Origin of the sequence: Pseudomonas fluorescens, assembly GCF_002022275.1 — a bacterium.
Taxonomy (GTDB): domain Bacteria; phylum Pseudomonadota; class Gammaproteobacteria; order Pseudomonadales; family Pseudomonadaceae; genus Aquipseudomonas; species Aquipseudomonas fluorescens_AJ.
In genome coordinates this window covers 1-24,476 of record NZ_MSDF01000038.1, presented here as the reverse complement: position 1 = coordinate 24,476, position 24,476 = coordinate 1, and the positions used below count along the sequence as shown (strand labels likewise).

The following is a 24,476-nucleotide window of genomic DNA, read 5'->3' as shown; positions in this document are numbered from 1 at the left end:
CCCTTCCATCATCAACCCCTGCTCCCGCTGATTCCCCGCCGCATCCAGCGCAGGATCCTGCGCCAACACCAACCGCACCACCCCCTCAAACCGCCGCCCCGGCCGATAAACCGTCCGCAACGCCGCCGCATACGTGCGCGCCGGCCCGTCCATCGCGTCCACCGAAGCCCGCCCCGGCAGCAGCCCCACGCCCACCATCCCGGCATGCAATGCCTGGCGCTGCGCCACCTCATCCCACCCGGCAAACGCCGCCAGATCAATCCCCAACGACTTGCCGGCCGACAACTGCATCGCCTCAACCAACCGCACCAACGCCGCCGTGGTCGTATAAGGCCGCCCCACAAACCCCGGTGCCTCACTGTCAATCACCGTCAACGACGCCACCTCCCGCCCGGCCGCCTGCAACCGCAGCGCCAGCTCCAGTGCGACCCAGCCGCCAAACGAGTGCCCCACCAAATGCACCGGCCCCTGCGGGCACTCCTGCACAAGCGCCGCCAGATAACACGCGGCCGCCGCTTGCACCTGGCTGTGAGGCACCGCCTCACCGTCCAGCCCACGCGGCTGCAGGCCAAACAACGGCCAGTCTTGCCCGAGCGCTTCGCCCAAGCCGACAAACCCGGTGACGCTGTCGCCCGCTCCCGGCACACAGAACACCGGCGCATGCCCCGCCCGACCGCTCTGAATGCGCAGCAACGCTTGATGCGCCGCCTCGGCAACCGGCACGCCTCTGGCCAACGCCTCGTTCATCGCACGGCCCAAGGCCTGAATATGCGGGGCCTGCATCATGCTCTGGTGGTCCCCCGGCACCTCGACCTGACGCAATTGCCCCGGCGCCAGCGCGTCGCCCCAACCCAGCGATTCACTGCACCGCGACAACTCCGTCGGGCGCTCCGAGGCGCTGAACAACTGCACCGCAATCGGCAGCGGGAACAGGCTGTAATGCGCCAACGCATGCCCGTGCCCCACTTCGCGCTCGATAAAGCTCAAGAGGTCCGCGTCCGTAGCTTCTGCCATTTGCGCGTATAGCAGACCTTGATCGCGAAGGCGTTGCAGCAGGCCCGCAACGTCCAGCTGTCCAATGCCTGCCTCCAGTTCCTCAAGGCTCTGAAGCTCATTCACACCTCCCTGTGATTTCCAATACGCCGTGCACTGCAACAGCAGGTGCCGCTTGAGCGCGTCCGGTCCGCTCCAGCGCGCCTTGCCCTGATCGGTCAGGCGCGGCACGTAGCTGTCGATCAACCCCAGGAACGCCACCGGCTCATCCAGCCCCAGCAGTTGCAGGGCGACTTCATAAGCCAGTACACCGCCAAACGACCAGCCCGCAACGCGGTAGGGCCCGTGAGGCTGAATGCCGCGAATCAAACCGACCAGGCGCGCCGCCAGGCCCTCCATGGTGTTCAGGTGCGCCTCGCCGAGCGCCGTGCCGGGCAGGCCATAAATGGGATAGTCACCCGGCAGGTGCTGGCCCAGCGCCGGAAAGTAGACGTCCATGCCACTGAATTCGTGGACCAGAAACAACGGTGGCTGCGCGCCGCTGCTGCGCACGGTAATCACCGAACTGTCACGCACAGGCGTATCCGTACGCAGGCGCACCATCGCGGCCACCGAGGCGACGCTGGCGTGCTGGAACAGTTCGGCCAACGACACCTGCAGCCCCGCCTCGTCCATCAGGTTGACCAGCCGGATCGCCAGCAACGAATGCCCGCCCAGCTCGAAGAAACTGTCATGGCGCCCCACCTGTTCAAGCTTCAACACCTGCGCCCACAACTGCGCCAGCGTCTGCTCCAGAGCATCTGCCGGGGCTTCAAAATCACGCCGCTGCAAGGCTTCCAGCGCCGGTACCGGCAAAGCCTTGCGATCGACCTTGCCATTGGCCGTCAACGGCAACTGCGCCAGCGGCACATAGGCCGACGGCAGCATGTAGTCCGGCAATTGGCCTTGCAGGTGCGCCCTCACGCTGTCGAGGCCAGCGGGCTCGCCCGCCCAGGTGAAATAGGCCACCAAACGCTTGTCGCCCGGTTCGTCTTCACGGGCCAGTACCACCACGTCCTGGATACCGGCAAAGGCCGCAAGGCGTGCTTCGATTTCACCCAGCTCGATGCGGAAGCCGCGAATCTTCACCTGGTCGTCGTTACGCCCGATGCATTCCAGCAGGCCATCTTCCGTCCAGCGTCCGAGGTCACCGGTGCGGTACATCAGGTGGCCCTCGTTGAACGGGTCTGCCACAAATTTCTCGGCAGTCAGCTCAGGCCGGTTCAAATACCCTTTGGCCACGCCGTCGCCGCCGATGCAGATTTCACCGGTCACGCCTGACGGCACTAGTTGCAACTGCGCATCCAGTACGTGGATCTGCGTGTTGGAGATTGGCCGCCCGATGGGCACGCTGTCGGCACCTTCGGCAATCGCGTGCACTTCATACGTGGTGGCGTAGGTGGTGGTTTCCGTCGGCCCGTAGCAATGCACCAGGCGCAAAGCCGGGGCGCGTGCCAACAGGGTGCGGAAGGCCGCCGGGTCGGCGCGTTCACCCCCGCAGAGCAGGATGCGCAAACCCGCCAGCGCCTCGGGAATCATCTGCACGTACTGGTTGAACAGCGCGGTGGTGACGAACAGCACTGTCGCGCCCCTCAATGCCACGCCGAAAGCGGCTGGATCGAGCAAGGTGGCGTGATCAATCACCTGCACTTGGCCGCCATTGAGCAGCGCGCCCCACACGTCCATGGTGCTGGCGTCGAACGCGGGGTTGGAGGCAAAAGCCACGCGGTCGCTGGCGTTGAAATCGGCATAACCGTTGTTGAGCACCAGCCGCGTGATGCCGCGATGCGGCACGAGTACGCCCTTCGGCGTGCCCGTGGAGCCGGAGGTGTACATGATGTACGCCACGCTGTCCGAAGACTGCGACAGGCCCGGGTTGTGGCTCGGTTGCGGGTCAAGCGCCAGGCGGTCCAGGTCCAGGCGGCGCACCGGGTAGTCGATGGCCGCATCGCTACGGGTCAACAGCCACACCGCGCCGCTGTCCTGCACCATAAAGCCCTGGCGTTCGGCCGGCGCGTTGATGTCCAGCGGGACATAGGCCGCCGCACATTTGAGCACGGCAAGCTGGCTGACCAGCAGGTCGAGGCAGCGCGGCAACAGGATCGCCACGGTGTCGCCGGGGCTCACACCCAAGCCCAACAGGTGATGGGCCAGACGATTGGCGCGGGTGTTCAGCTCGCCATAACTCAGCACCTGCTCGCCGTGCAGCGCGGCCACAGCATCCGGGCGCGCTTGAGCCTGGGCTTCAAACAGCCGCTGTACCGTGTGTTCGCGCGGGAACACCCGGGTGGTGGCGTTGAAGTCCGCCAGCTGTTGACGCTCGGCGGGCGGCAGAATCGACACATGGCTGATGGCGCTGTCGCTGTTGTGTTCCAGCGCAGTCACCACCTGCTCCAGCGCAGTGTTCAGGTAATCGCACACGCGCCGGGCCCCCTGCCCCATGGCCTTGAGGCTGAACCCGTCACCCAGGTCATCCACGCTCAGCGACAGCCCGTAGTTGGTGTGTTCCTCGGCCTTGAGCACGTGAATCCCTTGCCACGCCTCGTTGACGTCACCGGCCTGCGGCGCACTGTGGCGATAGTTGAACAGCACGCTGAACAACGGCGTGTTCGCCGGGACCGCACTGCAGCGCTGAGCCAGCGCCAGCGGCGCGTGCTCATGGCTAAGCAGTTGGGTCAGGCGGGCGTGGGTGGCGCGCAACGCGTCACGCACCGAGTGGTGACCGAGATCAACCCGTAGCGGCAAGGTGTTGATAAACACCCCCATCGCCCGCTCGGCGCCCTCGCCGCCTTGCAGGCGGCCGAGCATCACCGTGCCGAACACCACCTGCTCACGGCCGCTGACCTTGCCCAGCACCTGTGCCCAGGCCAAATGCATCAGGCTGGCGGCACTCACGCCCGACTGGCGGGCCTGGGTGCGCAGGCACTGGCTCAATTGCGGGTCCAGCGCCAGCTGCACGGTGTCAGCCGCGCCAAGGCCCTCAACCTGCGTTGGCTCATCAATCTCACCGAGCATCTCGCGGAAGAACGCTTCATGGTCCTCAAGACCCAACCGGGTCTGGGCCACATAGTTGCGATACGGCACCGCCGCGCCCAGCGTGTCCTGGGCGCCCGACAGGTAAGCCTGCAAATCGTGCTGCAGGATTTCCAAAGCGATGTGGTCCATCACCAGATGGTGGAACAGCAACGTGGCGACCACGCGCTGCGGTTCCCGGGTGTAGACCAAGCGAATAAGTGGCGCCTGGGCCAGGTTCAGCCGTTGCGGGACCGGCCCGGTTTCGACGCTCAATGAGGCTGCCCGCCACACCACTTGCACCGGTTCTTCGAGGCCATCCCAATGGAAGGATGAGCGCAGGATGTCGTGGCGCTGGATCACTGCCTGCAAGGCGTGGGCAAAGGCGTCCAGACGCTGCCGGCTGTCGAAGGCAAACTGCGCCTGCAGCACGTACTCATCCGGCCCTTGCACGGCGCGATGCTGATACAGCATGCCCGCCTGCAACGGCGCCAGCGGGTAGATATCCTGCACATTCGCAGCACCGCCCGGGATACAGGCGACAAGACAGTCAATCGCCGGCTGATCCAGCTGGATCAACGGCAACATGCTTGGTGTGATGTACGTGCAATCCGCCGCAATGCCATTCACCGGCACCGGCACTTCACGCCCCCCGCCGAGCGCCGCCGCCAGGCCCGCCAGGGTTGGCTGGCCGAACAGCACTTTCACGTCCGCCGACAAGCCGAGGCGACGCATGCGCCCCATCAGGCTGACGGCCAGCAACGAATGACCGCCCAATTCGAAGAAGTTATCGTGACGGCCCACGCGCTCCACGCCCAGTAGCTCGGCCCACAGGCTGGCCAGGCTGATTTCCGTATCGCCCTCGGGCGCTTCGTACTCGCGCACCACCACCGAATCCAGGCCCGGTGCAGGCAACGCCTTGCGGTCGAGCTTGCCGTTGGGGCTCAGGGGCAATGCGTCCAGGTGAACGAAAATCGCCGGGACCATAAAGTCCGGCAGGTGCTGCAACAGGTGGCTGCGCAGTGTGTCGATCGCGGTAAAAGCACCGGTGTAATAGGCCAGCAACCGGTTATCGCGGGCGATCACTGCGGCTTCGTTGACTTGCGGATACTCGGTCAGTCGCGCCTGAATCTCGCCCAGTTCAATACGCAAACCGCGGATCTTCACCTGGTCGTCATTGCGCCCCAGGTACTCGATATTGCCGTCCGGCAAATACCGCCCAACGTCACCGGTGCGGTACATCCGGCCGTCCGTGAACGGGTCGTTGAGGAAGCGTTCTGCGGTCAGCTCGGGACGGTTCAGGTAACCCCGCGCCACCTGCACGCCGCCGATAAACAGCTCGCCGACCACGCCCAGCGGCACCGGCTGCAACTGCGCGTCCAGCAGGTACATGCGCGTATTGGCGATGGGCTTGCCGATGGGTGTGTTGTCCGGCGTCACAGCGCCTGCGCAGTTCCACGCGGTCACGTCTACGGCAGCCTCGGTCGGGCCATACAGGTTATGCAATTGGCTGCCCGGCAACTGCTGCTTGAAGCGCCGCACCACGCTTCCCGGCAAGGCTTCGCCGCTGCACATCACACGCACCAGGCCGGCGGCCTGGCTCACATCGCCATGGGCGAGGAACACATCAAGCATCGACGGCACAAAATGCAGCGTGGTGACCTGTTCAGCTTCGATGATTTCACACAGATAGGCCGGGTCTTTGTGGCCGCCCGGGCGCGCCATCACCAAGCGTGCGCCAGTGAACAGCGGCCAGAAGAACTCCCACACCGACACGTCGAAACTGAACGGGGTTTTCTGCAACACCGTGTCTTTGGCCGTGAGGCCGTATTCGTCCTGCATCCACAGCAGGCGGTTGACCACCCCGGCGTGGTCGTTGATCACGCCTTTGGGCTGCCCGGTGGAGCCGGAGGTGTAGATCACATAGGCACTGACGCCCTGTACATCCGGGTTTTCGACGGGCTGGTGCTGCCACGTCGCAAGGTCCAGATCGATCAGTGGCACCTCGCCGAGCAAACCACGGGTGGCGCCTTGGGCCAGCACCCCATGCGGCGCGCTGTCTTCGAGCATGTAGGCGATACGCTCCAGCGGGTACGCCGGGTCCAGCGGCACATAGGCGGCGCCGGCCTTGAGGATCGCGTACAGACCGATGACCATGTCCAGGCCGCGTTCCACGCAGATCGCCACACGGGAGCCCGGCTGCACCCCAAGTTCCAACAGGTGGTGGGCGAGCTGATTGGCGCGCGCATTCAGTTCGGCGTAAGTCAGTTGCGCCTCGCCCGCTTTCAGCGCAATCGCGTCCGGCGTGCGCAGCACTTGATCTTCGAACATCCCGTGCAAGGTCTGGTCGAGGTTGTAATCCACCCGCGTGGCGTTGAAGTTGAACAGCAGATGCTGACGCTCGCGCTCATCCACCAGCGGCGCGTGCTCCAGCACGGCCTGGTCGTTGTCGACCATCGCCTGCAACACGCGGTTGAAGTAGCCGACGTAACGTTGCACCGTCGCCTCATCAAACAGCGCCACCGCATATTCCAGCGCACCGATAATGCTGCCCTGCACTTCGCCCAGATCCAGCGACAGGTCGAACTTGGCGAAGTGGCTGTTCTCCACGATGCCTTCCAGCGCCAGGTCGCCCAGGGCCAGGGTCGGCGCGCTGCTGTCCTGCCAGGTCAGCAGGGTCTGGAACACCGGGCTGTGGGCCAGGCTGCGCACGGGCCGGGTGACTTCCACCACTTGCTCGAACGGCAGGTCCTGATGGGCCTGGGCCGCCAGCGTCAGGGCCTTGACCCGCGCCAGCAAGGCCTCGGTACTCAGCTCGCCCGAGGTGTCGATACGCACCGCCAGGGTGTTGACGAACAGGCCGATCAGCCCCTCCACTTCACTGCGGTTACGGTTGGCCACCGGCGAACCGATCACCAGATCCTGCTGCCCGGAAAGCCGCGCCAGCAAGGCAGCCCAGGCGCTCATCAAGGTCACGTACAGCGTGGTGCCGTGGCGTTGGCTCAAGGCCTTGAGCCCGGCAGTCAGGCGTTCATCCAGGCGTACGTCGACGCTGCTGCCGGCGTAGTCTTGCTGCGCCGGGCGCGGGCGGTCGGTGGGCAAGGTCAGCAGCGCGGGCGCACCGGCCAGCGTCTGCTGCCAAAAGCGGCTCTGGCGCTGCAGCACTTCACCGCTCAGCCACAGGCGCTGCCACACGGCGAAGTCACCGTACTGGATCGGCAACGGCGGCAGCGGATCAGGCAAGCCGTGGCTGAACGCCTGGTACAGCGCCATCAGTTCGCGGGTGAGCACACCCATGGACCAGCCATCGGAGACGATATGGTGCAGGGTCAGCAGCAGCACGTGGTGATCGTCGGCCATCACCACCAGACGCCCGCGCAGCAGCGGGCCACGCTCCAGGTCAAACGGCGCCGAGCCTTCGCCGTGGATCAACGCGTCCAGCGCCTGCTGGGGTTGCGGGTGGCGGCGCAGGTCCTGTACTTGCAGGGGCAGCACGTCTTCGGCCGGCACGATCAACACCTGGGCGTCGTCGCCCTGTTGGGCAAACCGGCTACGCAGGGTTTCATGCCGCGCGACAATGCGCGCCAGAGCCCGTCGCAAGGCCTCGACATGCAACTGCCCACGCAAACGCAGGCCGATCGGAATGTTGTAGGCGGTGTTGGCGCCTTCCATCAAGGCCAAAAACCACAGGCGCTGCTGGGCAAAGGACAACGGCATGTCTTCATCGCGATTGGCCGGCACAATGTCCGGCACCGTGCTGCGCCCGGCCTGGGCCAGCACCTGCGCAACGGCTGTCAGTTCCGGGTTGGCAAACAAGTCGCCAAGAGACAGCTCCACACCCAGACGCTGGCGGATCTGCGACACCATGCGCATCGCCAGCAGCGAATGCCCGCCCAGTTCGAAGAAGTGGTCATGGCGGCCCACGCGCTCAACCTGCAGCACATCGGCCCAGATCTGCGCCAATACGTTTTCGATCTCGCCCTGGGGCGCGGCGTACTCGCGGGTGAATACGGCGCTCATGTCCGGTGCGGGCAAGGCCTTGCGGTCGAGTTTGCCGTTGGCGGTCAGCGGCAAGGCGTCGAGTTTTACATAGGCCACCGGCACCATGTAGTCGGGCAAGTGGGCGACCAGGTGGTCGCGAATCGCGCCGACGGCCAACGCCTCCAGCTGCGAATGTTCAGTGAAATACGCCACCAGCCGCTCTTCGCGAACCAGCACCACGGCTTCCTGAATGCCCGGCAGCCCATTGAGTTGGGTCTCGATCTCGCCCAGTTCGATCCGCATGCCCCGGATCTTCACTTGGTCATCGTTGCGCCCCAGGTACTCGAGGTTGCCGTCCGGCAGCCAGCGCGCCAGGTCGCCGGTGCGGTACATGCGCCCGTCGTTGAAGGGGTCTTGCAGAAAGCGTTCGGCGGTCAATTCCGGGCGGTTCAAATAACCACGCGCCACGCCCTTGCCGCCCACGTACAACTCACCCGCCACGCCCAGCGGCACCGGCCGCCGGCTTTCATCGAGCACATACACCGTGGCATTCGCCACCGGTTTGCCGATGTGCAACGGCTGGCCCGCCTCGACCTTGCCGGAGGTGGCGACCACCGTGGCTTCGGTGGGCCCGTAGTTGTTGATCAGCTCAAACCGCTGGGCCCGCGCGAACTGACGCAGCCGATCGCCGCCGATCAGCAAGGTGCGCAGCGTCGGGTGTTCGATCTGTTGGCTGAAGGCGTATTCGGCCACCGGCGTCGGCAAAAAGCACACGTCCAATGGCTGCGCGCACCACCAGGCGAGCAGTGCGTCGATGTCTTCGGCGCCGTCATGGGCGGGCGGCAGGTGCAGGGTCGCGCCGACGCACAGCGCCGGCCAGACTTCCCAGGCCATCGCATCAAAGCCGAACCCGGCCACGCTGGCGGTGTGGCGCCCGGCGCGCAGGTCGAAGGCGTTGCAATGCCAGTCCACCAGGTTGGCGACGGTGTGGTGTTCCACCATTACGCCCTTGGGCAGGCCGGTGGAACCCGAGGTGTAGATCACATAGGCAAGGTTCGATGGCGTGACCGCCACCTTGGGGTTGCTCGCCGAATGGTGCTGCCAGGTGAAACGGTCGAGGTTGATCACCGGCACGTCCAGAGCCGGCAGGCGGTCCTGCAAGGTCTGCTGGGTCAGCACCGCCACCGGGGCACTGTCGGTCAGCAGGTAATTCAAGCGCTCGGCCGGGTGGGACGGGTCCACCGGCACGTAGCAGGCACCCGCCTTGAGGATCGCCAGCAACCCGGCCAGGGTATCCAGGCCGCGGCGCGCGACGATGGCCACGCGGTCGTCGGGTTTGACGCCCAGCGCGAGCAAATGATGAGCCAGCAGGTTGGCCTGTGCGTTCAACTCGGCGTAGGTCAGTTGGCGGCCGTGGTAAACGGCGGCGATGGCCGTCGGGGTGAGCGCCGCCTGGTGTTCGATGCGCCCGTGCAATGTGGTGCCCTGGGGGAAGTCCACCCGGGTTGCGTTGAACTGCTCCAGCAACACCTGCTGTTCGGCCACCGGCAACACCGACACCTGGTCGAGCGCCGTCAGCGGTGCTTGCTCGAGCGCGGTCACGAGGTTTTCCAGGGCGGTTTGCAGGTAGGCGCAGACGCGCTGCGGGTCCACTTGCGTGCTGGCCAGCAAGCTCAGGCCAAACCCTTCACCGAGGTCATCCACACTCAAGGTCAACGGGTAGTTGGTGCGTTCTTCGGCGCTGAGGGCGGCGATCCCGTCCCATGCCGACACCGCTTCGGCGCTGGCCGCCGGAGCACTGTGACGATAATTGAGCAAGGCGCTGAACAGTGGCGTCGGCGCGACCACACCACTGCAACGCTGGGCCAGGGCCAGGGCGGCATGTTCGTGGCGCAGCAAGGTGGTCAGTCGCGCGTGAGTGGCCTTGACCCCGGCGCGCACGTCCTGGCCGTCCACGTCCACGCGAAACGGCAGAGTGTTGATGAAGATGCCCAGCGCCCGGTCTGTGTCGTGACTGCCTTGCAGGCGGCCCATCAATACTGTGCCGAACACCACCTGTCGCTTGCCGGCCAGGGCCCCCAGCACCTGCGCCCAGCCCATATGGAACAGGCTGGCGACGCTCACACCCAGTTGCCGTGCCTGGGCGCGCAAACGCTGGCCCAAGGGTGCGGCCAGCGGCAGGCTGACTTCGGCAATGCCGCGCGCATCGCCCTGCACATCCTGCAAACCAAACGGCAGGGTCGGCTCGCCTATATCGCCAAGCATCTGCCGGAAGAAGCGTTCATGTTCCTCCTCGCTGATGCCCAGCCGCGCGTGTGCCACGTAGTTGCGAAACGGCACCGCCTGGCCCAGTGTCGCGCCCTGCCCCAGCAGGCACGCCTGCATTTCATGGCACACCACTTCCAGGGCGCTGTGGTCGAGGGCCATGTGATGGAACAGCAACGTGGCAACGATGCGTTGATGGGCCGGGTCTTCGGCATGCACCAGGCGCAGCAGCGGCGCCTGGGTCACGTCCAGTCGATAATGACGGGCGTCGAACAGCGCATGCAGTTGCGCAGCGATCTCGCCGTCAGCCGGGTCCAGTTGCAGCGCTTGCACCGGCAAGCGCGCCTTGCGCCATACCACTTGCGAGGGCTGCTGCAAACCGTCCCAGACCACGCCGGTGCGCAGGATATCGTGGCGGTCCATCACGGCTTGCAGCGCCTGGGCAAACGCCTCGAAGCGTTCCAGGTTGTCGAAGGCGAACTGCGACTGCATCACGTACGGGTCGCCCTGCCCGGCGCTGACGTGGTGGAACAGGATGCCTTCCTGCAACGGTGCCAGCGGGTAAATATCCTGAATGTTGGCCACACCGCCGTCGACGGTGGCGACGATGCGGTCGATCTCGTCCTGGCTCAGGTCTGACAGCGTCAACATGGCCGGCGTGATGCGCTCGGCACCGGCCGGGATGCCATTGGCCGGCACCTCGACTTCACCCAGCTTGGTCGCCGAATACTCACCGGCCTTGATCAGTTCGATCAACGCCGGTTTGTGCTCACGCAACGCCGCGAGAATCACAGGGTCGCTCAAGGCGTGTTTGTTGCCTTGCACCGACAGCTGATCGCCCTTGAGTGCGAGCTGCACGTCCTTGGTTTTCAGCGTCGCCAGCAGTTCGAGGATGCTCACAGGACGATCTCCATTCGTTCGGTCATAGCGGCGTAGCCGGCCAGGGTCGGCTGTTCGAACAGCGCCCGCACGTCGGCTTCCATGCCTTCCTGGCGCAAGCGCCCGATCAAGCTCACGGCGAGCAGCGAATGCCCGCCCAGTTCAAAGAAATTGTCATGGCGCCCTACCCGCTCCACCTTGAGCAACTCGGCCCACAGCTGTGCGAGGAGGATTTCGGTGTCGCCTTCGGGTGCCACATACTCACGCACGATCAGCGCTTCGGCGCCCGGTGCCGGCAGCGCTTTGCGGTCGAGCTTGCCGTTGGGGCTCAACGGCAGCGCATCGAGGTGCACGAACAGCGCGGGCACCATAAAGTCCGGCAGGTGCCGCAACAGCTGGGCGCGCAGGCTTTCTATCTCGGTGTGCACGCCGGTGTAGTAGGCGATCAGCCGGTCTTCGCGAGCGACAACCGCCGCCTCCTTGACCTGAGGATGCTCCAGCAAGCGCGCCTGGATCTCGCCCAGTTCGATACGCAGGCCACGGATTTTCACCTGGTCATCGTTGCGGCCAAGGTATTCGATATTGCCGTCGGGCAAGTAGCGCCCCACGTCACCGGTGCGGTACATCCGGCCGTTGGTGAACGGGTCCTTGAGGAAGCGTTCGGCGGTTAACTCGGGGCGGTTCAGGTAACCGCGCGCCACTTGCACGCCACCGATAAACAGCTCGCCGATCACGCCCAGCGGCACCGGCTGCAACTGCGCGTCGAGCACGTACAGGCGCGTATTGGCGATGGGTTTGCCGATCGGCGTGTTGTCCGGCACGTCAGGGCGGGCGCAATTCCATGCGGTCACGTCCACTGCCGCTTCGGTCGGGCCGTACAGGTTGTACAGGCCGATGTCCGGCAATTGCGTTTTGAAGCGCCGCACCAGACTGCCCGGCAGGGCCTCACCGCTGCACATCACCCGCGCCAACCCGGCTGCCTGGCTGACATCGCCATGGGCGAGGAACACGTCCAGCATCGACGGCACAAAGTGCAATGTGGTGATCTGTTCGGCTTCGATGATGTCGCAAAGGTACGCCGGATCTTTGTGGCCGCCCGGACGCGCCATCACCAGGCGTGCGCCAGTGAACAGCGGCCAGAAGAACTCCCATACCGACACGTCGAAGCTGAACGGGGTTTTCTGCAGCACGCTGTCATGGGCTTTGAGGCCGTAGGCGTCCTGCATCCACAGCAGGCGGTTGACCACGCCGGCATGTTCGTTGATCACGCCCTTGGGCTGGCCGGTGGAGCCGGAGGTGTAGATCACATAGGCCTGATGATGCGCCGTGAGGCCTGCAACCTGCGGATTGGTGACGGGCTGGTGCTGCCAGGTGCTGTGATCGAGGTCGATCACCGGCACTTCGCCCAGCAATGCGCGGGTGGCACCTTGGGCCAGCACTACCACCGGTGCGCTGTCGTGCAGCATGTAGGCAATACGCTCCTGCGGGTACGCCGGGTCCAGAGGCACATAACCGCCACCGGCCTTGAGGATGGCGAACAGGCCGACCACCATGTCCAGGCCCCGCTCGACGCAGATACCCACCCGCGCATCCGGCTGCACGCCAAGCTCACGCAAATGGTGAGCGAGACGGTTGGCCCGCGCATTGAGCTCACCATAGGTCAGCTGTTGACCTTCAGCTTTGACAGCCACCGCCTGCGGCGTGCGTTCCACCTGGGCTTCAAACATCCCGTGCAGGGTCTGGTCGAGGTTGTAATTCACCTCGGTGGCGTTGAATTCAACCAACAGTTTTTGCCGCTCTTCGGCGCCGAGAATCGCCAGTCGATTGAGTGCCTGATCCGGCGCCTGCTCCAGCGCCTCGACCAAGCCGGCCAGCGCGTTGTGCAGGTAGCCACACACGCGTTGCGCATCGACTTGTGCCAGCGCAGTCACGTCATAACCGTCACCCAGGTCATCCACGTTCAAGGTCAGTGGGTAATTGGTGCGCCCGTCATTGACCAGCGTCTGCATGCCTTCCCACGCCTGCTCTGCGTCGGCGGAACGGGTGGCTGCGCCGCGATGGCGATAGTTGAGCATCGAACTGAACAGCGGCGCCGGTGCCGCCACGCCACTGCAGCGCTGGGCCAGGGCAAGGGACGCGTGTTCATGCCCGAGCAACGCGGTGAGCCGAGCATGGGTGGCACGCACGGCGGCACGCACACCTTGTACATCGATATCCAGGCGCAACGGCAAGGTGTTGATAAACACCCCGAGCGCGCGGTCGGCGCCCTCGCCGCCTTGCAGGCGACCGACCAACACGGTGCCGAACACCACGCTGTGCCGACCCGACGTCGCTGCCAGCACCTGGCCCCAGGCGAGGTGAAACAGGCTCGCCGTGCTCACGCCCAGCAGTCGGGCCTGGGCGCGCAGACGGCGGTTCAGGTCCGCGTCCAGGTGCACGGTGTGCTCGCCAATGGCACTGCCGTCGCCGCGCACATCCTGCAGGCCGAACGGCAAGGTCGGCTCGTCGACATCACCGAGCATGCTGCGAAAGAACGCTTCATGCTCCTGTTCACTGACACCCAGGCGCGCCTGGGCCACGTAATTGCGGTACGGCATCGGCGCGGCGGTGGGTGCCGCGTGGCCGAGCAGATGGCCCTGCATTTCGCGCAGCACCACGTCAAAGGCGGTGTGGTCGAGCACGATATGGTGGTAGAGCAACACCACCACGACGCGCGCGTTGGCCGGGTCTTTCGCGTACATCAGGCGGATCAGCGGCGCCTGGCTGACCTCCAGGCGATAGCGCCGGGCGTCAAAACGCTCATGCAGCGCCGCGAGTACATCGCCTTGCAACTGCAGCTCCTGAACGCTTAGCTCAGCATGACGCCGCACCACTTGCAGCGGTTGCGCGAGGCCTTCCCAGAGCACGCCGGTGCGCAGGATGTCGTGGCGGTTGATCACCTGTTGCAGCGCCCCGGCGAAGGCGTTCAAACGCTCGATGCTGTCAAACGCCAGGTGCGTTTGCAGCAGGTACGGGTCGCCCTGTTCAGCGGTGATGTAGTGGTAAAGAATGCCTTCCTGCAGCGGCGCCAGCGGGTAGATATCCTGCACGTTGGCCGCGCCGCCGGGCACACAGGCGACCACCTGATCGAGGGTGGATTGATCCAGGTTCACCAGCGAAAGCATGTCCGGGGTGATGCGCCGGCAGTCGGCAGCGATGCGGTTGGCCGGCACCTGCACTTCGCGACCGCTGCCCACGGCCGCCGCCAGCGCGGCCAGGGTTGGCTGGCTGAACAATACGCGCACATCGGCGCTGAGGCCGACCTGGCGCATGCGCTCGATCAGGCTGACGGCCAGCAACGAATGCCCGCCCAGCTCAAAGAAGTGGTCATGCCGACCGACCTGCTGCACCTGCAACACGTCGGCCCAGATGCTCGCCAGCGTGGTTTCGACTTCACCTTTCGGTGCCTCGTAATCGCGGCTGAGCAATGCGGCTTGATCCGGTTCAGGCAGGGCCTTGCGGTCCAGTTTGCCGTTGGCGGTCAGGGGCAATGCGTCGAGCCTGACATAAGCGGCCGGCACCAGCGCGGCGGGTAGCTGCTCCTGCAATTGGGCACGCAGGGTTTCAATCGCCAGCGGGTTGCGTTCGGTGAACCAGGCGACCAGACGACCGTCGCGCACCAGCACCACGGCTTCAGCGACACCCTCGAGCGCGGCCAGGCGGCTTTCGATCTCGCCGAGCTCAACGCGCACACCGCGCACCTTGACCTGGTCATCATTGCGGCCCAGGTACTCGATGTTGCCGTCGGGCAACCAGCGCGCCAGGTCGCCGGTGCGGTACATGCGCCCCGGGTTGAACGGGTCTTGCAGGAAGCGTTCGGCGGTCATCTCGGGGCGGTTCAGATACCCCCGTGCGACGCCGCTGCCGCCCACATAAAGCTCACCCGCGACGCCGACCGGCACCGGGCGCAGTTGTTCATCGAGCAGGTAAACGCTGGCATTCGCCACCGGCCGACCAATGTGCAAGGCCTGCCCGGCACGCACGCGGCCGGAGGTGGCGACCACCGTAGCTTCGGTGGGGCCGTAGTTATTGATCACGGCAAAGCGCCGTTCCTGAGTGAACTGGCGCAGGCGATCACCACCGATCAGCAGGATGCGCAAGCTCGGGTGCGTCAGGTTCTGGCTGAACGCGTACTCGGCCACCGGCGTCGGCAGGAAACTCACGTCCAGTGGCTGCGCCAGCCACCAGGCGAGCAGCTCATCGATGTTTTCATTGCCCAGCGCGGCAGGCGGCAAATGCAGGGTGGCGCCGATGCACAGCGCGGGCCAGACCTCCCAGGCCATGGCGTCGAAACCAAAGCCCGCGACGCTGCTGGTGTGGCTGCGCGCATCCAGGCCGAAGGCTTCGCAGTGCCAGTGCACCAGGTTTTCAACGGTACGGTGTTCCACCATCACGCCCTTGGGCTGGCCGGTGGAGCCGGAGGTGTAGATCACGTAAGCCAGGTGCGCCGGGGTCAGGTTGGCCAGATGCGGGTTGCTGACGGGCTGGCGCTGCAAGCCCGGCTCGAACAGATCGATGCTGGCGACACTGCCCAACAGGTCGCGGGTGCTCGCTTCGCTCAACACGGCCACCGGCGCGCTGTCCTGCAACAGGTAGGCAATGCGCTCGGCGGGATACGCCGGGTCGATCGGCACGTAACCGGCGCCGGCCTTGAGAATACCCAGCAACCCCACCAGCATTTGCGGGCCGCGACGGCAGCACAACGCAACGCGGTCGTCCGGTTGCACGCCGAGTGCCAGCAGATGATGGGCCACCTGATTGGCGCGCTGATTGAGTTGCTGATAGGTCAGTGACTCGCCGTCTTGTGTGACGGCAATGGCGTGAGGCTGACGTTCGGCCTGGACTTCGAAGGCACCGTGCACTGTCTGGCCGACAGGAAAATCGGCGGCCGTCGCATTGAAGTCGCGCAGCAGGATCTGGCGCTCTGCAGCCGGCACGATGTGCAGTGTGTTCAGCGCGGTTTTCGCCGCGCTTTCCAGGGCGCTGACCAGCTGTTCGACGGCGCTGTGCATGTACGCGCCAATGCGCTGGGCGCCGATCTGCGGCAGCGCCAGTACGGTCAGGCTGAAATCCGTGCCCAGGTCATCGACGCTGAGGGTCAGCGGGTAGTTGCTGCGCTCTTCACCCCCCAGCAGTTGCACGCCTTCCCAAATGCCGTGACCATCGCGCGCCATTTCGCCGGGCGTGCTGTGACGGTAGTTGAGCAAGGCACTGAACAGCGGCACCGAGGCCGCGACCCCGCTGCAACGCTGAGCCAGGGCCAGGGACGCGTGTTCATGGCCAAGCAGAGCGCTCAACCGCGCATGGGTCGCCTTGACCGCCACACCGGCGCTCGCCGCCACGTTCACGCGCAGCGGCAGGGTGTTGATGAACATGCCCAACGCGCGGTCGGCACCGTCGCCCGCCTGCATGCGGCCCATCAATACGGTGCCGAACACCACATCGTCACGGCCCGAGACCAGCCCCAACACCTGCGCCCACGCCAGATGCATCAGGCTCGCCGCACTGACGCCCAGCCACCGCGCCTGTTCGCGCACTCGCAAGGCCAATGCTGCGTCGAGTGGCAGCTCGGCCTCTTCGATGTCCCGGCCATCGCCCTGCACATCCTGAAGACCAAACGGCAAGGTCGGCTCATCCACCTCTGCCAGCATCTCGCGGAAGAACTGCTCATGCTCCGTCACACTGACGCCCAGGCGCGCCTGGGCCACGTAATTGCGAAACGGTGCGGCTTCGGGCAGCGCATCGGCGTTGTTGAACAGGACGGCGCGCATCTCCTGGCCGACCACTTCCATGGCGGTATGGTCCAGCGCCAGGTGGTGGAACAGCAGGATCGCCGCGACGCGATTATTCGCGGGGTCCTGCGCGTACACCATGCGCAGCAGCGGCGCACGGGTGAGGTCCAGGCGGTAGTGACGGGCATCAAAACGCGCGTGCAACTGCTCGATGATGCCGCCGTCTGCCGCGTCCAGCGCGACTTCCTGCACCACCAGCTGTGCCTCGCGCCAGACCACTTGCACCGGGCTGTCCAGGCCTTCCCAGACCACGCCGGTGCGCAGCATGTCGTGGCGCGCGACCACCTGTTGCAACGCGCCCATGAACCCGTGCAAGCGTTCGAGGCTGTCGAACGCCATGCGCGATTGCAGCAGATACGGGTCGCCCTGCTCCGCGCTGATATGGTGGTAGAGAATGCCTTCCTGCAACGGCGCCAGCGGGTAAATATCCTGCACATTCGCCGCGCCGCCAGGCACCGTGGCGACAATGCGCTCGATGGCCGTCTGGTCGAGTTGCACCAGGGTCAGCATCGACGGCGTGATCCGCGTGCACCCTGAAGGAATACCATTGGCCGGTACCACAATTTCGCGGCCACTGCCCACCGCCGCGGCCAGCGCCGCCAGGCTTGGCTGGCTGAACAGCACACGCACATCGGCACTCAGACCGACCTGGCGCATGCGCTCGATCAGGCTGACCGCCAACAGCGAATGCCCGCCCAGTTCAAAGAAATGATCGTGACGGCCGACGCGTTCAAGCTTGAGCACGTCTTGCCAGATCTGCGCCAGCAGGGTTTCCACATCGCCTTCCGGCGCCTCGTAGCCACGGCTGAGCAGCGCGCTCTGGTCCGGCACCGGCAAGCCCTTGCGGTCGAGTTTGCCGTTGGCGGTGAGCGGCATCAGTTCCAGCCACACATACGCCGACGGCACCATGTAATCCGGCAACTGGCCTTGCAGATGGGCGCGCAGGGCTTCGATGTCCAGCGGCGCATCGGCGGTGTAATAAGCCACCAGACGCTTGTCGCCGGGCTCGTCTTCGCGGGCCAGTACCACGGCGTCTTTCACGCCGGTGAACGCGGCCAGGCAGGTTTCGATTTCGCCGGGCTCGATCCGGAAACCGCGAATCTTCACCTGCAGGTCATTGCGGCCCTGATACAGCAGCGTGCCGTCGGCTTGCCAGCTGGCCAGGTCGCCGCTGCGGTAGAGCAAGCCATCGCCGAACGGGTTGGGGATGAATTTTTCAGCGGTCAATTGCGGCTGGTTCAAATAGCCTTTGGCGACGCCTGCGCCGCCGATGTACAGCTCGCCGACCGCGCCCAACGGTACCGGTTGCTGGCGCGCGTCGAGCACATAGGCCTGGGCATTGCCGATGGGCTGGCCAATCGGAATAGCGCCGTCGCCCGCCGTGGTGATTTCAAAGGTGGTCGAGAACGTGGTGGCTTCGGTCGGCCCGTAGCCGTTCAACAGGTGCCGGGGTTTGCCGTGCTGGAGCACGCGGCCGATCACCAGTGGGTCGAGGACATCGCCACCGACGATCAGGTAACGCAACTGGCGGAACACCGGCAGCAGCGCATCGGCGTATTGGTGGAACAGCCCGGCGGTCATCCACAGCACGCTGACGGCCTGCTCTTGCAACAGCGCGGCAAACGCGGCCTGGGACAGCAGCACTGCGTGCTCGATCACCACCACACAACCGCCATTGAGCAAGGGCGCCCACACGTCGAGGGTGCTGGCGTCAAACGCCGGGTTGGAGGCGAAGGCCACGCGGTCGCGTTCGTTGAAATCGGCATAACCGTTGTTCAGCACCAGCCGCGAGATCGCGCGGTGCGGCACTTGCACGCCTTTCGGAGCACCGGTGGAGCCGGAGGTGTACATGATGTACGCGACGTCGTCCGAAGACTGCGCCAGGTCCGGGTTACGCGGTGACAGCGCATCCAGGTTCAGGTCGGCCAGCGTGCTCAGCACGCGATGCGCGCCACTGTCCTGCACCATGAAGGCTTGGCGTTCTACCGGCGCGTTGACGTCCAGCGGCACGTAAACAGCTGCGCACTTGAGGACCGCCAGTTGGCACACCAGCAAATCCAGCGAGCGCGGCAACGCAATCGCTACGCTTTCGCCAGGTTGTACGCCCTGGCCAATCAGATGATGGGCCAGGCGGTTGGCGCGGCGATTGAGGTCGCGGTAACTCAGCGACAGCTGGCCGTGCACCGCTGCCACGGCTTCAGGGCGGGCCAGCGCCTGGGCTTCGAATAATTGGTGCACGCCGAGTTGCGTCGGGTAGTCACGGGCGGTGCTGTTGAATGCCACCAGCACTTGGTGACGCTCAGCGGGCGGCAGGATCGACACGGCGTGCAACGGCGTGGTCGGCGCTTGTTGCAGCGCGGTCACCAGATGGCGCAGCGCGGTGAGCATGTAGTCGCCCACGCGCTGCACATTCAATTCGGCCAGGCCTTGTACCGTGAGGGAAAAACCTGTGCCGAGGTCATCAACGTTGAGCACCAGCGGGTAGTTGCTGCGCTCTTCGGAGCTGAGAATCTCGATGCCGGAAGCCGCGAACGGGCGGTCTCCCGGCGCTTCGCCCGGCGCGCTGTGGCGATAGTTGAGCAGCGTGCTGAACAGCGGCAGCGAACCCGGCACCCCGCTGCAACGCTGGGCCAGCGACAGCGAGGCATGTTCGTGCCCGAGCAATTGCGCGAGGCGCGCATGGGTGGCGCGCACCCCGGCCTGCACACCCGTAGCGCCGAGGCTGACCCGCAGCGGCAAGGTGTTGATAAACATCCCCAGCGCACGGTCGGCGCCCTCGCCGCCTTGCATGCGGCCAAGCAGGACGGTGCCGAACACCACGTCTTGCTGACCGGAAACCTGCCCCAACACCTGCGCCCACGCCAGGTGCACCAAACTCGCAGTGCTCACGCCCAGTTGCCGTGCCTGTTCGCGCAGGCCGTGGCTGAGTCCCGGTTCCAGCGGCAAATGCGCTTCGACGATGCCGCTGCCGTCGCCATTCACATCCTGCAAGCCGAAGGCCAGGGTCGGCTCGTCGATATCGCCGAGCATCTCGCTGAAAAAAGCTTCGTGTTGTGCCTGGGTCACTCCAAGGCGCGCCTGAGCCACGTAGTTGCGGTACTGCACCGCCTGAGGCAATTGCGCGCTGTGGCCGGACAGGCTGGCGCCCATTTCTTCCACCAGCACGTGCAGCGCGGTGTGGTCGAGCAGGATGTGGTGCAACAACAGAATGCCGACAAAGCGGCCCTGCTCCTCGGCGTAGGCCAACCGCATCAGCGAAGCACGCGACAGGTCGAGGCGATAGTGGCGTGGGTCGAAGCGCTGCTGCAGCTGCGCCAGAGCATCGGCGCCCGTGGTTTCGATACGTTCAACCGCCAGCGGCGCCTGGCGCAGGACCACTTGCACCGGCTCGTCGAGGCCTTCCCAGAGAATCGCGGTGCGCAGGATGTCGTTGCGTTCGATCACGCTGTGCAGCGCATGGACAAAGGCGTCCACCGCCGTTTGGTCGGCGAAGCTGAACTGCACCTGCAATACGTAGGGGTCGCCCTCGGCCGTTGCCAGGTGGTGATAAAGAATGCCCGCCTGCAAGGGCGCCAGGCCGTAGATGTCTTGCACGTTGGCGATGCCACCGGGCACGGCTTGCAGGATTTGGTCGATCGCCGCCTGATCCAGATCGATCAGCGGCAACATGTCTGGCGTGATGGTGTGGCTGGTGGGCTGGATGAGGTTTTGCGGAACCTGCACTTCTTGCTTCCCGCCTACGGCGGCAGCCAGTGCGGTCAGGGTGGGTTGGCCGAACAGCACGCGCACGTCGGCGCTGAGGTCCGCCTGGCGCATGCGTTCGATCAGCTTCACCGCCAACAGGGAATGCCCGCCCAGTTCGAAGAAGTTGTCGTCGCGGCCTACCCGGTCAAGCTTGAGCAGGTCTTGCCAGATCTCGGCAATGGCGGTTTCCACCGCACCTTGCGGGGCCTCGTAACCGCGCCGCACCAGGGCATCGGCATCCGGCGCGGGCAAGGCCTTGCGATCGAGTTTGCCGTTGGTGGTCAGCGGGAGTTTATCCAGCCTGACAAAGGCGCTGGGCACCATGTAGTCGGCCAGGCTCAGCAGCAGGTGATCGCGCAATTGGGCGGCGCCGAGTTCGCGCTCGGCAATCACGTAGGCCACCAGGCGTTTGTCGCCCGGCTGGTCTTCACGGGCGATCACCACCGCGTCACGCACGCCGTCGGCGGTGGCCAGGCGCGCTTCGATTTCGCCCAGTTCGATTCGGAAACCGCGGATTTTCACCTGGTCGTCGTTGCGGCCCAGGTACTCGACGCTGCCGTCGGCCAGCAGGCGGCCAAGGTCACCGGTCTTGTACATGCGCAAACCGGTGGCCGGGTCGGCCAGGAAGCGCTCGGCGTTGAGTTCGTCACGGTTCAGGTAACCGCGCGCCACACCGGCGCCGCCCACGTACAACTCGCCGACCACGCCAAAGGGCAGCGGCTCGCGGCGTTCATCCAATACGTAGAGTTGCAGGTCGGGAATGCGCACACCAATCGGGCTGACACCCACCAACTGCGCATCCGCCGCTTCCAGCGCGCGGTAGGTCACGTGCACCGTGGTTTCGGTGATGCCGTACATGTTCACCAGCTGCGTGCCGGCGTTGATCGCGCGGGCGTACCACGGCTTGAGCATGCCCGGTTCCAGCGCCTCGCCGCCGAAAATAACCTGGCGCAGAGAATGCGCCTGTGGGCTTTGGGCCTGCGCAGCGATCAGTTGACGAAAGGCGCTGGGCGTTTGGTTGAGGATGCTCACACCGGCTTCGCACAGCAGCGTGTAGCACTCTTCGGGCGAGCGGCTGACCGGCTGCGGCACGATCAGCAACTGGCCGCCGTGCATCAGCGCGCCCCAGATTTCCCATACCGAAAAGTCGAAGGCGAAGGAGTGGAACAGTGCCCACACGTCGTTGCTGTTGAAGCCGAACCAGTGCTCGGTCGCGGTGAATAGCCGTGCGACTTGCCGGTGCTCGATCATCACGCCTTTGGGCAGGCCGGTGGAGCCGGAGGTGTAGATCACGTAGGCCAGGTTCGCCGGGCTCAGGTGCAGCCGCGGGTTGACGATGGATTCATCGCGCAGGCTGTTGAGGTCGATTGGCGGCAAGTCACCGACCAAGTGGCGCGTGTTGGCTTGCACCAGCACCGCCAACGGTTCGCTGTCAGTCAGGGTGTAAGCGATGCGCTCCAGCGGGTAGGCCGGGTCAATCGGCACATAACCCGCACCGGCCTTGAGGATACCCAGCAGGCCGATGATCATGTCCGGGCCACGCTCGACGCAGATCGCCACGCGGTCATCGGGGCGCACGCCCTGCGCCAGCAGACGGTGAGCGACCTGGTTGGCGCGTTCGTTGAGTTGGCGGTAGGTCACGCGCTTGTTGTCGAAACGCAGAGCGACGGCATCAGGGTGGGCAGCGGCGTGGGTTTCGACTTGCTGGTGGATCAGCGCGGTATCGGCGTAATGCGTGGGGTTTTGGTTGAGGCTGTGCAACAGGTGATGGCGTTCGGCGTCGGGCAGGATATTCAGGCCGCTGAGCGGCGTATCCGGTCGCTGCTCCAGCGCATCCGCCAGGCTTTCCAGCGCCGTGTGCAGGTAGCCGGCGACCCGGCGCGCGCCGATGGAGGCGTCGACCATCACGGTCAGCGCGAAGTCTTCACCGAGGTCATCGACGTTGACCGTCAGCGGGTAGTTGGTGCGCTCCTCGGCGCCCAGCACCTGGATGCCTTCGGCGACGTCGATCACCGTGGCCATGTCGGCCGCGGCGCTGTGGCGGTAGTTGAGCATCGCGCTGAACAGCGGCGTCGGCGCGGCCACGCCACTGCAACGCTGGGCCAGCGCCAGCGAGGCGTGTTCGTGGTTGAGCAACGTCGTCAGGCGTTCATGGGTGGCCTTGATCCCGGCGCGCACGCCCTGCTCACCCACATCCACCCGCAGCGGCAAGGTGTTGATGAACATGCCCAAGGCGCGCTCACCGCCCTCGCCCGCGCCCATGCGGCCGAGCATCACCGTGCCAAACACCACGGACTCACGGCCGGACACCACGCCCAACACACGGGCCAGGCCCACATGCATCATGCTCGCCACGCTCACACCCAGCGGCCGCGCCAGGCCTCGCAGGCGGCGACTCAGTGCGCTTTCGACGGGCATGCGTACTTCATCAATGCCCTGGCCATCGCCCTGCACGTCCTGCAGGCCGAACGGCAAAGTCGGCTCGTCGATGTCCGCGAGCATCTCGCGAAAGAAGGTTTCATGAGCCTGCTCGCTGACGCCGTGGCGTACCTGGGCGATATAACTGCGAAACGCGATCGGCTCCCCGGCCTCGGCCTGCTGGCCGGCCAGGTACAGCTGGATTTCATGGCGCACCACATCGAGGGCGGTGTGGTCGAGGATGGTGTGGTGAAACAGCAGCATTGCCACCACCCGCCCCTGGGCCGGATCGTTGGCGAACACCAGGCGCAGCAGCGGCGCCTGGCAGAGGTCCATGCGGTAGGCGCGTGCGTCGTAGCGGGCGAGCAGTTGAGCGAGTACGTCGGCGCCATCGAACTGCGCTTCTTCGCAGGCCAGGGTTGCCTTGCGCCACACCACTTGCAGCGGCTCGTCGAGGCGCTCCCAGGCCATGGACGTGCGCAGGATGTCGTGGCGGTCGATGACCCATTGCAGCGCTTGGGCAAATGACTCAAGGCGTGCGCGGCTGTCGAACACAAACTGCGCGTGCAGCAAATAGGGGTCGCCCTGCTCGGCTGAAAGGTGGTGGTAGAGCATGCCTTCCTGCAGCGGTGCCAACGGGTAGATGTCTTGCACATTCGCCGCGCCGCCGGGGATGGCGGCGACGACGCGGTCGATGGCGGGCTGGTCGAGGTTGACCAGGGGGAGCATGTCCGGGGTGATGCGATACGCGGGGCTCAGCCAGTCTCCACCGTGTTCGGCGACCAGCTCCAACAGCCGCGGTTTGTGGGCGATCAGTTGATCCCACAGCGCGTCATCCAGTGCCTCGTCATCGCCGAGGATGATCAGGTCGCCTTCTTCCAGTTGCAGACGGATCGCATGGGTGGAAATCGCTGCCAATAATTCGCTGAACTGCATGGGGTAACCTGCCTGGTAAGTCACGGTTGAGGAGAAAATCCGTTTTCAGCTGCCGCTTGGATCGGGGTTTGCTGGGTGCCCGGTGAAAAATGCGGGCGCAGCCGGGGGCCTGGAGGGGCTTCCGGCAGGAGGGGAAATTAAGGGATTTTTTGGGAGGGGGGTGACATGGGAAGCGGGGACACGCTGGGGTGGGCTTTGTTCAGTTTTTTGTGTGTATATCCGGTATTTGGGTGATGGCTGCTTATGGTTCCGCCCTTACGGCGGGTCACTTTGGAAAAGAGCCCCAAAGTAACCAAAGGGCTCTTGCCCCAACACTCGGCACCTCGCCTAGGCTCGGTGTGCCCGTAATCCGACATTGATTTGGGGGGCCGCCGCCCC

Annotated in this window: 2 protein-coding genes; both read right to left on the bottom strand. The window is 65.2% G+C overall.

Features of this window, described 5'->3' with window-relative positions; all coding sequences use genetic code 11:
• Positions 1 to 11,190: non-ribosomal peptide synthetase (locus BFW87_RS23035; protein ID WP_078742012.1), on the bottom strand; the 11,190-nt coding region annotated here is incomplete at its 3' end.
• Positions 11,187 to 24,098 (bottom strand): non-ribosomal peptide synthetase, encoded by a 12,912-nt coding sequence (locus BFW87_RS23030; RefSeq protein ID WP_078742011.1) that lies wholly within the window; start codon positions 24,096 to 24,098, stop codon positions 11,187 to 11,189. The genes BFW87_RS23035 and BFW87_RS23030, both read right to left, overlap by 4 nt.
• Positions 24,099 to 24,476: the final 378 nt, after the last annotated feature.

Excerpts from the sequence above, each read along its gene's own strand:
- BFW87_RS23030 (WP_078742011.1), bottom strand. The coding sequence starts at position 24,098 with ATGCAGTTCAGCGAATTATTGGCAGCGATTTCCACCCATGCGATCCGT.